Below are 15,648 nucleotides of genomic sequence, written 5' to 3'. Positions count from 1 at the left end.
AGCCGATTCATAACTGGGGCTTGATTATGAATCAATTTATGCTTATGTTTGAAAACAGAATCCAGATATAAGAACAAACTTACAACTGAATCCTGTTTCCATTTACACAAAATTTTGGACAGTGTCTTTTCATGCGGAATGGGCATCACCGGACCGCAATATTACTTTTGGGAAGTATCTTTATTTCACATAGGGCTTCAACCGGCCGGCTATCCGCTTGTAACCGTCACGATTCGGATGAAGACCGTCCGAGAACAGTCGCTCGTCTATCTTTCCATCCTTACCCACAAGCACATCCGATACATCCAGTACCCGCACGGAAGCATTCCCGGCAAAAGCCTTTTCCAGTTGGGCGTTCAAGACGGCCAACCGCTCTTCACGGTCGCGACGAGGGAGAATCTTCACCACATACAACTCTGCCTGCGGCTGCTTCCCGGCAATCAGTGCCACCGTTTCCTTGATGCCCCGGATGATTTCCTCATCAGAATTGATGTCCAGATTATTGGTACCCAGCATCATAAAAATTTTCTGTGCAGAAAAGCCATCCAGTTCGCCGTGCAATATGCGCCACTGTACGTTCTCAATCCGGTCCCATCCGTATCCCAAGTTGACCACAGACTTTCCTTTAAACAGCTTCTGCCATACCTCATCGGCCACTCTGCGGGGCTCATAAGGCAGCCCTCCCCAGAAATGAGTAATGGAATTGCCCAGCATCACAATCTCCGGCTGCACAGCCGCATTGTATTCCAGGATTTCCTCATGCCGTTTTACCCACTGGTATGTGAAAGAATCACGATGCTGGCGGATGGGAGTAAAGGATAAAGTCTTCCGCTCCGGAAAAAGGATATCCGTAATTTTCCGGTAATACGCATCGGCATACTGCTGCATGCCCAGGTCGGTAGCATGCACACCGTCTACCTGACTGTCCATGGACAGACCCAGTTCGTCGAAGGGCAGATAGTACAGCCCACCGGCCTCGTCCTTCATTGATTCATACACGGCACGCAATTCTTCGTTGGTTTTCCGGAAGTCTTCTCCTTTTCTATCCGAAGCATAAAAGCCCATATAACCGTCGTGCTCCACCAGTAAAATGGGGGCCTCACTCTTGCTGCGCAACAAGCGGATACCTTTCTCCAGGCGCGGACGGATGAGTGCTGCACGATCGTTGGTCATATTGGGCATACAGTCGATCACATACATGGCCGCATCGATCTCAGACAAAAGCTTGAAAAAGTCCTCATCCAACTGCCCGTTACCCGAAAAACCCAGGTTGACCACCGGCATATCCAGTTGACGCTGCAGGATATTGGTCCATGCCATGCCGGGACGGGAAGCACACGCCCCCTGCGCAATGGAAGTACCGTATATCACCACAGGCTTCTCAGCCGACGGACGCACAAAATCAAAGCAACTGCCTTCCGGTACCCCGATCTGCAGCGACTTCACTCCATTGTATAAAGGCAGATACAGGGTAAATTCATTCCCCTTATCGTGAGTATTGCGATAAGTCAGGTCGTGATACGTATAGCGGACAGTATCCCCAAACTGATAATTGCCGGCACACCAGTACTGCTGTCCGTTGCAATCCATCGTATAAAGGTCGACTCCACTGACGCCGGTAGCCGGCATGTGAGGCATCGAAAATCCGCCCGTCACCTGGTACTTTACCTGAATCTGCGGTGCATTGGTATAAAACTTCACATAGAGTCCTGCCGTCTGTAGCGACAGGTCCCATACCGGCTTGCGGACCAATTGCTGTGCCCGCTGCGGCAAGCGCCGGTAGACCTTACCGGTTTCAGCATTCCAGGCACGTCCCTGAACAGGCAACAAAGAATCGGCAACCGGATTGTACCAGGCCGTTTGTGCAGGCAGTACCAGCGACTGCCCGAAGAACCAGGCAGCTACGCCTGCAATTTTTAAGGTAGTATTCATAATCGTTATTTTATAGTGTTATTTCATCAGCTCAATCAAATGTGAGGCCACGCATGCATACCCGTTTTCCGTCAAGTGAATGTAGTCGCCTCCATAAAGTCCGTCCCGGATCACGCCCCGCTCATCCAGGAACCATCCGGTAGGGTTCGTATAAGTCACCCGCTTGTCAAAAGCATGGCTTCCCAGCAATTCATGAATCCGGTCACACTGCCTGCGAATGACGCTCGCCGGCTCTTTTCCCGAAGGAAAAAAAGCTTTCGACTCGTTATATACAGCCGTACGGATATATGTATAATCACCGTCCGCCTGGGCCGTCGCTCCATTGGAACCGAAGTTACGGACTTCATACCCGTCGCCTAAATAATACTGCAACTGAGCCGGATAAGAGTTTTTATCCCTGTTGGAAATCCCGGCCCCATACGCAATGCTGTTGCCCACGCAGGCCACTTTTACAATCCGTTTTCCCCATAAAGTGGCAGGCAAAAGCAATAAGATGCAGATGCATGCCAATAAAAAATTTTTCATAGTATAATAAACCCCATTAAATGATTACGCTTTCAGACTGCATCATTTTGCAAAATTCCCATCACACATCCGGTTAAAGATTTTTCGTGTTCATCACGATGGGGGACCGATGCCTTTTGTCTCAGACAAAAATACATAAAAAATAACGTGAATACGACATAAAATGAGAAAACAACACCAGTATACCGGTGAATATGCACGTACCACATTGTTGGGCTTTGCTCTGGTACCCCCCTGCCTCAATGTTCCCTGTCCCATACAACGGACACACAAGCACACAAAAAGCGCCGTCCGATTCATTAACCTGTTGTTACGAATCAGACAGCGCCTTATCAGTTATCAGGGAGACCATATGGCAGCGACAGTCAGACCTCCCTGCCAATATTCATCCCTTCCCATTCATCTTCTTATATCCGCCAAGGATTATCCCTGCAGCTGTTTGTGCATAGCTGCTGCCGCACGGCGTCCGTCACCCATGGCCAGGATTACCGTAGCTCCACCACGTACGATATCACCACCTGCATAAATCGTCGGGATAGACGACTGCATGTTTTCATTTACGGCGATGGTACCCTTACGTCCCAGTTCCAGACCCGGAATCGAATTAGGAACAATCGGATTAGGAGACACTCCGACACTCACAATCGCCATGTCGATATCGATGGTTTCAATGGCACCCGGAATAGCCACCGGACTGCGACGGCCTGAAGCATCCGGTTCACCCAGTTCCATCTTCTGCAATACCACCTGTTTCACACGGCCACGCTCATCGGCAATGTATTCAATCGGGTTATGCAGCGTCAGGAATTCCACGCCTTCTTCCTTGGCATGCTTCACTTCTTCCAGACGTGCCGGCATTTCCGCTTCCGAACGGCGATAGATAATCATTGCTCTCTCCGCACCCAGACGACGGGCTGTACGTACAGAGTCCATAGCCGTATTACCGCCACCGATTACAGCCACACACTTACCGAAGGTTACCGGAGTATCCGAATCTTCGCTGGCAGCATCCATCAGGTTGACACGAGTCAAGTATTCATTGGATGACATGATATTGATGGAGTTTTCACCCGGAATGTTCATGAAGTTAGGCAGACCGGCACCAGAAGCCACAAATACTCCCTTATAGCCTTCCGCTTCCAGTTCTTCTACACTGATGGTCTTACCCACGATACAGTCTTTTACAAACTGCACACCCATCTTCGAAAGGTTGTCGATTTCCACATCCACAATCTTGTTCGGAAGACGGAATTCAGGAATACCATATTTCAGTACACCTCCGATTTCATGCAAAGCCTCGAATACGGTCACGTCATATCCCAATTTGGCCATATCGCCGGCAAAAGACAATCCGGCAGGTCCAGAACCTACTACGGCCACCTTGATACCGTTCTTTTCAGCCACTTCCGGAATAGAAATCTGACCGCTTTCACGTTCATAGTCGGCCGCAAAGCGTTCCAGGTAACCGATGGCAACCGCCTCATGTCCCATCTTAAGATGGATACACTGCGATTCACACTGCTTTTCCTGAGGACATACACGACCGCACACAGCCGGCAATGCACTGGTCTGTTTCAAGACACGTGCCGCTTCCAGGAACTCACCCCGCTCAATGTTCTTGATAAAGGTCGGAATGTTGATACCCACCGGACATCCCTGCATACACGACGGATTCGCACAGTCGAGACAACGCTTGGCCTCAACCACCGCCTGTTCTGCATTCAGTCCCAGGTTCACCTCTTCTTTACGGCTGTGAGAACGGTATTCCGGTTCCAGCTCGTTCATATGTACACGCGGGATGGCAGTACGTTCCTTCGGCTTCATCGACTTGCGAAGTTCCTCACGCCACGGTGCCTTACGGTCATCGTCAGACAGTTTCATGGCTTCGCAAATCTCCTCGTTCTGTACTTCATCCAACTTATGCATTTCTTCACGTTCGATGTCCTTGAACGCGCCCATACGCTTCAGCATCTCATCAAAGTCCACCTGATGACCGTCGAACTCAGGGCCGTCTACACAAACGAACTTCGTCTTTCCACCCACAGTGATACGACAGGCACCGCACATACCGGTTCCGTCGACCATGATGGTATTCAAAGACACATCTGTCGGAATCTGATATTTCTGTGTCAGCAGACAGACAAACTTCATCATGATGGCAGGACCGATGGCAAAACACTTATCCACCTTCTCACGCTTGATGACTTCTTCCACTCCTTCAGTCACCAGACCCTTCTTGCCATACGAACCGTCATCAGTCATGATAATTACTTCATCCGAACTTTCCCGCATTTCCTTTTCCAGAATGATCAAGTCCTTGGTACGACCGGCCAGTACGGTAATCACCCGGTTACCTGCAGCCTTCAGAGCCTGCACGATAGGCAACATAGGTGCCACACCTACTCCACCTCCGGCACACACAACCGTTCCGAAATTTTCAATGTGAGTAGCTTTTCCCAGCGGACCCACTACGTCTGTAATGTAATCGCCCTCGTTCAATTCACACAGGCGGGTAGAAGAAAGACCGACTTCCTGCACCACCAGCGTAATCGTTCCCTTTACCGGATCGGCTGCAGCAATGGTAAGCGGCATACGCTCTCCCTTTTCTCCTACACGCACAATGACGAAATGTCCCGCTTTGCGCGATTTGGCGATCAAGGGTGCTTCAATGACCAACTTAAACACCTTTTCAGAGAAATGTTCTTTTGAAATAATTTTATTCATTTTCACGTACTATAAGTTAGTTATTTTATCGATTTTATTTCCTTTATCTTTCAATCCCGCAAAGTTATCACTAAAAAACAGAATTGCAAAGAAAATTAAAACTACCCGGTCAAAATTTATCCAAAAGCCAAGGATAGCCATCCGTAAACCAGCCTTATTGCTGAGTACACCGGCCACTACCCGCCCGGAATTACTTCTCTACCGCAATTTTCAGACGAGCCGTCTTCAGTCCCCCGGCCGAAGCCTGCAGTTCCAGCGTTCCCGCCTGTTCACCAGCCTGTACAATAACCGTCAGCATACCGTTGAAGGCATGCATCCGAGGCAGGTGGAACAAATCCAGACAAGTCGGATCACCGTTGGCAGAAGCACGGTAAGTACCCGCTCCGTTCACCTTAAATTTCACCAGAGTACCTTCGTTCGGACAGAGATTGCCATCCTTGTCCACAATGCGCAGCGTCACATACGCCAGATCCTTGCCGTCGGCCTGCAGCACCTTCTTCTTTGTTACGAGTTCGATGTGATGAGGTTTGCCCGCCGTGCGTACCACCTTTTCCGCAGCCGCCTTACCGTCCTTATCATAAGCAACGACCTTGACTTCTCCCGGTTCATAAACCGCATCGTGCCACATCAGCCGGTAACGGTTCTCCACCGTACCTCCCTGATGCTTGCTCTGCTTACCATAACTCTTTCCATTGATAAAGAGCTCTGCCGAAGGATAACTGGTGTAAACAAATACAGGCACCTTCTCTCCTTCTCTTCCCTCCCAGTTCCAGTGAGGCAATACATGCAAAGTCTCAGCCTCCTTGTTCCACACACTGCGGTACAAATAATAACGGTCTTTCGGAATAGAAGCCAAATCAATGATACCGAACATGGAACTGTGGTTCGGCCAGGCATTGGTATCATACGGACTCGGTTCACCCAGATAGTCGAATCCGGTCCAGACAAACTGTCCGATTGTCCATTCATGATCATCAGCACGGGCAAAATCAATATCCGGAATGTTCGACCAGGTACAATATTCCAAATCATAAGAAGAAGACTGATGGTCCTCATAAAGCGCACCCGCCTTACGGACTGCCGGGAATTTATAAACCCCACGCGAACTTACCGTAGAAGATGTCTCAGACCCCAGTATGATATTCTGCGGAAGACGTTCATACGCCTCATCGTACATATGAGCCCGATAATTGAAGCCCGGAATATCCAGCAAGGCCGCAAATCCGTTCCCCAATACACTCTGCACCTGGTCCATGCCACAGGTTACCGGACGTGTCGGGTCCTCACGATGGCAGATATCCTGCAAGAACTTAGCCACCTTATACCCTTCAGGGCTCCACTGTGACGGGACTTCATTACCGATACTCCACATCACCACACACGGATGGTTGCGGTACTGTCTGAGCATGTTTACCATATCCTTTTCCGCCCATTCCTGGAAGAAACGGTGATAGCCGTTGTCGCACTTCGCGATATCCCATTCATCAAAGGGCTCCAGCATCATCATGAATCCCATCTCATCACAAAGCTCTACGAGTTCCGGAGTAGGCATGTTATGAGCCGTACGGATGGCGTCACAACCCATGTCCTTCAACAATTCCAACTGATGGCGCAAAGCCGATACATTCACAGCCGCCCCCAGCGGGCCCAAGTCGTGGTGATTACATACCCCCTGGAACTTACGCCGTTTTCCGTTCAGGAAGAAACCTTTGTCGGCAATATATTCAATGGTCCGGATACCGAAGCGGGTAATATACGTATCCTGCAGTTCCCCTCCGGCATAAACCTTCGTCACCGCCTTATACAGCACCGGTGACTCCGGCGACCAAAGTTCCGGGTTCGGAACCGTCAGATTCTGCATGAACGGCTGCCCGTGATAAATGAAACCCTTATTAGTCTTCGAAGCAACCGTCTTTCCCTCAGGCGATACAATATCCGTCACCACAGTCAGCTCCGTAGTATCCGCATTCACCACCGTCGTCTTCAGGCAGACAGAAGCAAAATCCTCCTTTACATGAGGCGTCGTCAACTGCGTTCCCCACACCGGCACATGAATCAGGTTGGTAGTCACCACATGCACATTCCGGTACAACCCTGCCCCCGGATACCAGCGGGAAGACTGCGGACGGTTTTCCAGACGCACCGCCAGCACATTATTCTTTCCGTCTTCCGTCAGCAGACCAGTCACCTCACAATAAAACGAATTGTATCCACATGGCCAGAAACAGGCCTCCTTACCGTTTACATACACACGGGCCTCGCTCATCGCTCCGTCGAAGACCAGTGTCGTACACTTCTCCGGATCCGCATCAAAAGACGTACGATACCAACCGATTCCCACATAAGGCAATCCTCCGGTACGCCCCGTCTTCAGACTGGCCTCCTTTTCCATATTCTGGGTTACCGCAACATTCTGCAAGTCATTGTTCCGGTCGAAAGGCCCGTAAATAGCCCAGTCATGCGGAACCGTCACCCGTTCCCAACCAGCGTCGTTATAACCGGGCTGCGCAGCCCCCTCCATTTCTCCCTTCGTAAATTTCCAGCCCTTTTCAAGCGAAAGTTCATTGCGCTGTGCAAAAAGACTCAAGGCCATACACAGTCCCAATGCCGAGAAATAAAATTTTTTCATCGTATTATTATTTAATAGTTATACTTATATAAATCAGCGGTCATACATATATAACCCCACCAAATTCCTGATTGTTCATTTCAACTCCCGATTTTACCTTACTGTATCTCCCGTTACTCCCGGCACACCCGTTCAGTCCAAGATTCACAGACCGATAAAATCCCTCCCCGGTCCCCCTCAAGGTTCTCCGGCCCCTTCCATCGGCAAATTGGGGATAAAAATAATCTTTTTAGCTGAAAAATTCTACATTTTCCACTTTAAATCCATCTTCTTCGCCCTTCCCAAGCAGATGCAGCCAGAAAAACTTTTCATGCAGATTCCCATTTTTCCACATGTAATACGAGGAAAAACAACATATAGTTATTTACACAACTTTTTCATCCGAAACGTTTTTGCCCTCCCAATAAATCCGTGCAAACCAGAATATTACACTATAATTCAAAAAAAAAGTTCTCCAAAATCAGACATTTTAAGCGACAAAAAAACAATTCGATTAAAAATAAATTCTATCTTTGTGGATGGACTAAAGATTCTATCACCATGACAGAGCAATTAAGAGAGATAAAAAAATTGATCGGTAACGGAGATACCGAAACTGCCATCGACCAATTGAACCAACTAATAACTCAACACCCTGAAACAGCCGCCGATGCCTACTATCTGAGAGGGAATGCCTATCGCAAGCTGGGAGACTGGCAAGGAGCGTTGAACAGCTATCAGGAGGCGATTTCCCTCGACCCAGAGAGTCCGGCAGCCGAAGCCCGGAACATGGTGATGGACATCCTCAATTTCTATAATAAAGATATGTTTAATCAATAAGGTAATTGACTTATGGCTAAAATGAAAGGTGTGGTTGTAGTGAACACGGAACGCTGTAAGGGATGCAACCTATGCGTGGTAGCATGTCCCCTGCACGTGTTGTCGCTCGGCGCCAAAGTGAATCAGAAAGGATATAATTACGTGCAGCAGGTAGTAGAAGACACCTGCAACGGTTGCTCATCGTGTGCCATTGTGTGCCCGGACGGCTGTCTGACCGTATACAGAGCAAAAAGTGAAGAATAATAAAAACGAATGCTAGTCAGCATATTTTAAAGAGAAAAGATTATGGCAGAAGAAGTCGTTCTTATGAAAGGTAACGAAGCAATCGCCCATGCCGCCATACGTTTAGGCGTGGATGGTTATTTCGGTTATCCCATCACTCCACAATCGGAGGTTTTGGAAACACTGGCTGAAGAAAAACCGTGGGAAACAACGGGTATGGTAGTGCTTCAGGCAGAAAGTGAAGTTGCAGCAATCAACATGGTATATGGCGGTGCCGGAAGCGGTAAGATGGTAATGACCTCCTCTTCCAGCCCGGGCGTAAGTCTGAAACAGGAAGGTATCTCCTACATCGCAGGAGCCGAACTTCCCTGTCTGATTGTCAATGTCATGCGTGGCGGCCCCGGACTCGGAACCATCCAGCCCAGCCAGGCAGATTATTTCCAGACTACCAAGGGAGGCGGTCACGGTGACTACCGTCTGATTGCACTGGCCCCTGCTTCTGTACAGGAAATGGCAGACTTTGTAGGACTGGCGTTCGATCTGGCCTTCAAATACCGCAATCCGGCCATGATTCTGGCCGACGGCGTAATCGGACAGATGATGGAGAAAGTGGTACTTCCTGCTCCACGTCCCCGTCGTACTGAAGAAGAAATCCTGAAACAGTGTCCGTGGGCAAGCACCGGCTGCAAAGGACGCAAGCCCAATATCATCACTTCCCTGGAGCTCGATCCGGCCATCATGGAGCAGCGCAACCTGCACCTGCAGCAGAAATATGCCGAAATCGAAGCCAATGAAGTACGCTACGAAGAAATCGACTGCGAAGATGCCGAATACCTGATCGTAGCCTTCGGCTCAAGTGCCCGTATCGCACAGAAAGCCATGGAACACGCACGCGAAGAAGGTATCAAGGTCGGTCTGTTCCGCCCCATCACCTTATGGCCGTTCCCGAGCAAAGCCCTGGGTGAAAGAGCCAAACAGGTAAAAGGCATTCTGGTAGTAGAACTCAACAGCGGACAGATGATCGAAGACGTACAGCTCGCCGTAAAATGCAGCGTACCGACAGAACATTTCGGACGTCTGGGAGGTATTGTTCCAGATCCTGACGAGGTGATTGAAGCCCTGAAAGAGAAACTAATGAAATAACCGCAAGCATATGGACAGCATCGATCGAATCCGAACCGTATTGAATGTGATATTTCTGATAGGGGCAGCCGCTTCATTCATCCTGTATTTTACAGTTGGCGACGACAAGACCGTATTTTTCTATGTCTGTGGCGGTTCGCTTTTCGTAAAAATGATGGAATACGTATTCCGCTTCCTGTTACGATAACCAATTAAGAAGATTTTACTATGACAAAAGAAGATATAATGAAACCCGAGAATCTGGTGTACCAGAAACCTCGACTGTTGAACGATAACCCCATGCACTACTGTCCGGGATGCAGCCATGGCGTAGTGCATAAACTGGTGGCAGAAGTCATCGAAGAAATGGGCATGGCCGAGAAAGCCATCGGTATCAGCCCGGTAGGATGTGCCGTATTCATGTACAACTATCTTGACATCGACTGTCAGGAAGCCGCTCACGGACGTGCTCCTGCCGTAGCCAGTGCCATCAAGCGTCTGTGGCCCGACCGCCTTGTATTCACCTATCAGGGCGACGGTGACCTTGCCTGCATCGGTACTGCCGAAACCATCCACGCACTGAACCGCGGCGAGAACATCACCATCATCTTCATCAACAATGCCATTTACGGTATGACAGGCGGACAGATGGCTCCGACCACCCTTCTGGGAATGAAAACCGCTACCTGCCCGTACGGACGTATCCCTGAAATCCACGGATATCCGCTCAAGATGACCGAGATAGCCGCCACCCTCGAAGGTACCTGCTACGTGACCCGTCAGTCGGTACATACGGTAGCCGCCATCCGCAAGGCCAAGAAAGCCATCCGCAAAGCATTCGAGAACTCCATGCAGGGAAAAGGCTCCAACCTGGTAGAAATTGTATCCACCTGTAATTCGGGATGGAAAATGACTCCGGAAGCAGCCAACAAATGGATGGAAGAACACATGTTCCCATTCTATCCGCTGGGCGACCTGAAGGATAAATAACCCTCTCCTATCGTAGAACCACAAAAAGAAAACAAGTCATGAAAGAAGAAATTATTATAGCCGGATTCGGTGGACAAGGGGTACTCTCCATGGGTAAGATTCTTGCATATTCCGGACTGATGGAAGACAAGGAAGTTACCTGGATGCCCGCATACGGACCCGAACAGCGCGGAGGTACGGCCAACGTCACCGTAATTGTCAGCGACGAACGCATTTCGTCACCTATTCTGAGCAAATACGACACAGCAATCATCCTCAACCAGCCTTCACTGGCCAAATTCGAGAACAAGGTAAAACCGGGAGGGGTACTGATTTATGACGGCTACGGCATCATCAATCCTCCTACCCGCAAGGACATCCACGTATACCGCATCGATGCCATGGACGAAGCCAACGAGCGCAAGATGGCCAAGACATTCAACATGATTGTATTGGGCGGACTGCTCAAGATACGTCCTATCGTCTCTATCGAAAGCGTCATCAAGGCATTGCGCAAGACATTGCCGGAACGCCATCACCACCTGATTCCAATGAATGAGGAAGCCATCCACATCGGTATGGACATTATCCGTGAAGTCAAGGAATAAGCCGCAAAGGCCGACCTGAGGATATATCAAAGACATCTCCGGAAACGAAACGGTTCACTTACCGCTTTGTTTCCGGAGATGTCTTTTTCGCAATATTCACATTCATCTTCGAAAAGTATCAGGCCATACTGTCCAGACGGTCGATTTCCTTCCGGATAGCCTCCACGTCCTCCTCTTCCGAATCTTCACCCTCCAGGGCCCCGTCTTCCATCACGTCATACAGCAAGGACAGTTCCGGCACAGGAATACCCGTCATGCGGTCCATCCGTACCCCTATCTGCCTCCTGACTTCCGCCAGCACTTCCCCATCCAGCATCTCTCCCAGCAGCAGGTCCACCACCGACAACAGGAAATTTTTCACTCCCTCTTCATTCTCCCCGCCATTCCAGCGCCTTCTCATTTCCTGCAGCAACCGGCGCTGCATAGGCTTGTCCAACGCCGCTTCCACCTCCTCCTGCAGCCACTCAATCCTGTAATAAAGCAATCCGCAGAAAAACGAAGCACACTCCAGCACATTCTCCAGACGAGAAGTATAATGATTCACCAAAAACAAGTTGGTCGACAATTTTTTCTTTAACATGGTTTCATTCAACATAGACATAAGCTCCCTTTGTCTTGACAGTAAGAGACTTATAATTTATACAAATTTCAGGGAGGCCACCACACATATCGGTCACCCCTCCATCAGGACAAAGATAGCCTAAACTTCTCAATAAAAGAGCCCACATCAGCAAAATCTTCGCAACAGCCCGTATGAAGCCCCAGGCGCTTCCGCTATCTTCCCCAACGACAGTCAATCCTTCTGTACGCTAAACCGGTGCATACCCTCCGAAAAATCATACGATACCTGCAAGTGACTGCTCATGCAGACAGACTTCACCAAAGCCAGTCCCAGTCCGTTGGAGCCCTCCTTCTTTTCTCCCTGCTGATAGAAACGCTCGAACACCCGCTCACGGTCCAAAGGAGCCGTACCCGAATTCGCCACCAGAAAACAGTCCCCCGTAAGCACGACAGACACCTTTCCACCTTCCACAGTATGTACAAAAGCATTTTTCAACAGATTAGTAAAAAGCACCGAAGCCAGGGCCTCATTCATGACAGCCTTGAACACCCCCTGCTCGTCCACACTCACCTCCACCTTCCGGTACGCATACACCTCCTTATAGTCATCCAGGTATTTTGCCAGAAAATCATTGAAGCAGACCTCCTGCGTATCCAGGAACTGTCCGTTATCAATCTTGCACAACAGCAACAGCGAACGGTTCAGCCGCGTCAGGTTTTCCAGAGTCTGATGCGTCTTGAACAACTCACCCAGCTGTTTCTCGCTCAAGGAATCGTCCTCCATCAACATCTCCAACCGGTTCCGGCAGATTGCCAAAGGAGTCTGCATCTCGTGCGAAGCATTACCGATAAACAGTTTCTGCTGCTCGTAAAGCTGCTCACTGCGCCGCACCGAAAGCAACGCCGCCTCGTTCAACTGACGGAACTCTGTCACCCGCGTATCATTCACCAGCTCCTCGTTCTGCCTTCCCAGACGATAATGCTCCAGCCATTTCAGCAACACATAAAGCGGCTTCATGTTCGTCCGGTAAATCCACACATTCACCCCCAGGATCACCAGCAGCAAGGTGACATACAGGAAAACCATCCAGCCCAGAATAGCCCGCTGCAAATCCATCTTCTCAATGGTCGGCATATAGACCACCAGTTTCATGAACTTCCCTTCCGCCGTACTGAAAATAGACTCCAGCACCCGCGCCGGCTCCGTCTCATTCCGCTTTTTGATATACACCATCTCATCGTAATACGACACATGAGGATTGGTCCGCGCATATTCCTCCGAAACCTCACACAAGTAATACTGATTATTGGTTCCGCTGTTGGCCGAAGGCATCTCCTCCCCCGCCAGCGCACGGATCATCAGCTGCTCCGCATAGTCCTCCAGCGAATCATCCACCTCATCGTTCACCTCCTCCATGACAGCCATGTAAAACAAGGCCGCCCATGCCGTCAGCACCAGTACCAGCACCACCGACATTCTCCCCATTACCAGATGAAACAGTTTCATTCGATTACCAGTTTATAGCCAAAACCATACACAGCCTTCAGCTCAGGCGTAGCCCCCGCTTCCTTCAGGCGCTTTCTGAGATTCTTGATCTGTGCGTAAATAAAGTCAAAATTATCCACCTGGTCAATGTGATCTCCCCATACCGCCTCGGCCAGGGTATTCTTGTTGACCATTCTTCCCGGGCGCGACATGAAATAAAACAGGATATCATATTCCTTGCGGTTCAGTTCCAGTTCCTTTCCCTCCACCAGCACCCGGAAAGTATCCGGATACACTTCAATGTTTCCAAACGCCACTTTCTGCTCCCCGTCACGCTGGTTCCGTCTGAGCAGACTTCTGATACGTGCGTGCAGTTCGGCCAGATGATAAGGCTTCGGCAAGTAATCATCCGCCCCCAGTTCCAGTCCGTTCACCTTATCCTCCAGCGAGTCCTTCGCCGAAAGAATGATGACATTCGTTCGCTTTCCAAGTGCCCTCAGTTCCTCCAGCAAATCCAGCCCCGAACCATCGGGCAACATAATATCCAGCAAGATACAGTCATAGTCATAATCCTCAATCTTCTGCAGGGCCGTCCGGTAATCCGGTGCCTGCGATACCACGTACCGCTCCTTCTCCAGCGAACGCACGGTAATCTCCCGCAAATCGTTGTCGTCCTCTACGATTAATATTTTCATACAGCTAATCGGTTGGTTTTCCACAAAAATAACACATTTCTTCTCCACCAGGAAATTCGGAAAGCGGTTTTTCGCACCGCATCCGAAAAGAAAAAACCTACAAAACATCCCGCAAGAACCCTCCCCGGAAAAAGCCGTTAAAAATAAAATCTTTTTGTAAATCTGGAAAGCTATTGTTTGTGCCTTATACAAAGGACTTTGGGAGAATTACCCGATTTTGAGGTAATGATTTGGCAACTGTGCCATTTACAACGTTTTGCCTTGATTTGCTTCTCAAGTAACTCATTTCTGCCGACAAAAATAATCAATCTTATTGTTTTTTCAATCATGTCATAAGAAAAATAGAAAACAGAAAATGATTTACTCGTATTATCGTTTCTACTTAGTTCAAATGTTTTCCACAAAGCATCTATGTTAGTTTCCAATGTAAATCTGCTCCCCAAACTTTATATGTTATATCTTTTATCTCTCTTGTTTCTTGTTTCCAATGTTTAGATTCTTGAGATTTTTGTTTTATATACTCTCTGTGTACTTCATCAGATATCAATATAGGGCTATACTCGTATTTCTCTGTTATTCTCTTAAATGAAGAAATGTTACGAATATGAATATTTAAACCATTGACAGGAGAATAATCTAATTCACGTGCAAGCTGCTCCGCAGTTAGTTTTCTACTATCTTTAAACCAACCATTGCGTGGTTTGCACAAAAATGACGGAATTCCTAACGGGTCGTAATAATAGAAATCCCCAGTTACATTATAAAATTCATCTTCAACTGTTTTTCCAGCAAAGTCAGTAAGCCGCGAAGCAAGGTTCGCTGGTTTACCAACCCATACCAATCCCTTGTTTTCTGTATTCTCGTTCCCTTTGCGTTCAATACCGACCTTTATTACTCGCATTTCTCCATAATCAACACCTATACCACAATGAAAATCAACAGAGGTAAATATCTCATTAATTATTTGGGAAATGTGATTAATTGTAATAGCACAATTTACTGCATTAACAAAACAGTTACTAACAGGAAACACTACCATAACTCTGTCTCCTATGATGTTTCTCACATATCCATCATGTTCTCTTGCAGCATTCAGTACTCCCTTTGTGAATGCAGTATAAATTCGGCCCATTGTTTCTGTATCATGTTCACGGGTTAATTCTACTGAATTTCGAATATCAACAAATAAAACACAGGTTTCAATACACTTGCCTTTTTTAGCATCTCCACTTTCATATGTTAAATCGCAATCAGATAAGGAAGGTACTTTCGAAGATGTATTATACGTAAAACCTTTTGTATGAACATCATCTATCATATTCCTCACATCTGTTATAAAATCTTTTAATCCCATAC

General features: G+C 48.4%; 14 protein-coding genes. 6 read left to right on the top strand and 8 right to left on the bottom strand.

Features of this window, described 5'->3' with window-relative positions; genetic code table 11:
• Positions 1–180: 180 nt before the first annotated feature.
• The 4 genes from H3001_RS14410 to H3001_RS14395 all read right to left on the bottom strand — a co-directional run bounded on the left by H3001_RS14410 (position 181) and on the right by H3001_RS14395 (position 7,810).
• Positions 181–1,932, bottom strand: a complete 1,752-nt coding sequence (locus H3001_RS14410; RefSeq protein WP_181215297.1) for an SGNH/GDSL hydrolase family protein — start codon at positions 1,930–1,932, stop codon at positions 181–183.
• 18 nt (positions 1,933–1,950) lie between these two features.
• Positions 1,951–2,457 (bottom strand): SGNH/GDSL hydrolase family protein, encoded by a 507-nt coding sequence (locus H3001_RS14405; RefSeq protein ID WP_181215296.1) that lies wholly within the window; start codon positions 2,455–2,457, stop codon positions 1,951–1,953.
• A gap of 423 nt (positions 2,458–2,880) precedes the next feature.
• Positions 2,881–5,181, bottom strand: a complete 2,301-nt coding sequence (locus H3001_RS14400) for a bifunctional dihydroorotate dehydrogenase B NAD binding subunit/NADPH-dependent glutamate synthase (protein WP_181215295.1) — start codon at positions 5,179–5,181, stop codon at positions 2,881–2,883.
• 190 nt (positions 5,182–5,371) lie between these two features.
• Positions 5,372–7,810: a glycoside hydrolase family 2 TIM barrel-domain containing protein gene (locus tag H3001_RS14395; protein ID WP_181215294.1), complete on the bottom strand. Its 2,439-nt coding sequence runs from the start codon at positions 7,808–7,810 to the stop codon at positions 5,372–5,374.
• 540 nt (positions 7,811–8,350) lie between these two features.
• On the opposite strand from H3001_RS14395, the gene H3001_RS14390 reads away from it, so the two are divergent.
• The 6 genes from H3001_RS14390 to H3001_RS14365 are packed head-to-tail and all read left to right on the top strand — an operon-like array spanning position 8,351 to position 11,550.
• Entirely contained in the window at positions 8,351–8,629 is a 279-nt protein-coding gene (locus tag H3001_RS14390; RefSeq protein WP_181215293.1) for a tetratricopeptide repeat protein, read from the top strand.
• A 12-nt stretch (positions 8,630–8,641) separates the two neighbouring features.
• Entirely contained in the window at positions 8,642–8,872 is a 231-nt protein-coding gene (locus H3001_RS14385; RefSeq protein WP_181215292.1) for a 4Fe-4S dicluster domain-containing protein, read from the top strand.
• A 42-nt stretch (positions 8,873–8,914) separates the two neighbouring features.
• Positions 8,915–9,994: a 3-methyl-2-oxobutanoate dehydrogenase subunit VorB gene (locus H3001_RS14380; RefSeq protein ID WP_181215291.1), complete on the top strand. Its 1,080-nt coding sequence runs from the start codon at positions 8,915–8,917 to the stop codon at positions 9,992–9,994.
• A 10-nt stretch (positions 9,995–10,004) separates the two neighbouring features.
• Entirely contained in the window at positions 10,005–10,181 is a 177-nt protein-coding gene (locus tag H3001_RS14375; protein WP_181215290.1) for a hypothetical protein, read from the top strand.
• Between the two features lie 20 nt (positions 10,182–10,201).
• Positions 10,202–10,963 (top strand): thiamine pyrophosphate-dependent enzyme, encoded by a 762-nt coding sequence (locus tag H3001_RS14370; RefSeq protein ID WP_181215289.1) that lies wholly within the window; start codon positions 10,202–10,204, stop codon positions 10,961–10,963.
• Positions 10,964–11,001: 38 nt separating this feature from the next.
• Positions 11,002–11,550 (top strand): 2-oxoacid:acceptor oxidoreductase family protein, encoded by a 549-nt coding sequence (locus H3001_RS14365; RefSeq protein ID WP_181215288.1) that lies wholly within the window; start codon positions 11,002–11,004, stop codon positions 11,548–11,550.
• A 118-nt stretch (positions 11,551–11,668) separates the two neighbouring features.
• Here H3001_RS14365 and H3001_RS14360 read toward each other — a convergent pair whose 3' ends face one another.
• From H3001_RS14360 to H3001_RS14345, 4 genes are all read right to left on the bottom strand, one after another.
• On the bottom strand, positions 11,669–12,130 hold the full coding sequence (locus H3001_RS14360; protein ID WP_181215287.1) for a hypothetical protein: 462 nt from the start codon (positions 12,128–12,130) through the stop codon (positions 11,669–11,671).
• Positions 12,131–12,343: 213 nt separating this feature from the next.
• Positions 12,344–13,618, bottom strand: coding sequence for a sensor histidine kinase (locus H3001_RS14355; RefSeq protein ID WP_181215286.1), 1,275 nt, complete (start codon positions 13,616–13,618; stop codon positions 12,344–12,346).
• Positions 13,615–14,292 carry a response regulator transcription factor gene (locus H3001_RS14350; RefSeq protein WP_181215285.1) on the bottom strand — a complete coding sequence of 226 codons (678 nt, stop codon included), beginning with the start codon at positions 14,290–14,292 and terminating at the stop codon, positions 13,615–13,617. The genes H3001_RS14355 and H3001_RS14350 overlap by 4 nt, the downstream gene beginning before the upstream one ends.
• A 409-nt stretch (positions 14,293–14,701) precedes the next feature.
• Entirely contained in the window at positions 14,702–15,646 is a 945-nt protein-coding gene (locus tag H3001_RS14345) for an adenylate/guanylate cyclase domain-containing protein (RefSeq protein WP_181215284.1), read from the bottom strand.
• Positions 15,647–15,648: the final 2 nt, after the last annotated feature.

The sequence above is a fragment of the Phocaeicola faecicola genome, from assembly GCF_013618865.1.
GTDB classification, from domain to species: Bacteria; Bacteroidota; Bacteroidia; order Bacteroidales; family Bacteroidaceae; genus Phocaeicola; species Phocaeicola faecicola.
This window is presented reverse-complemented; position numbering and strand designations above follow the sequence as displayed.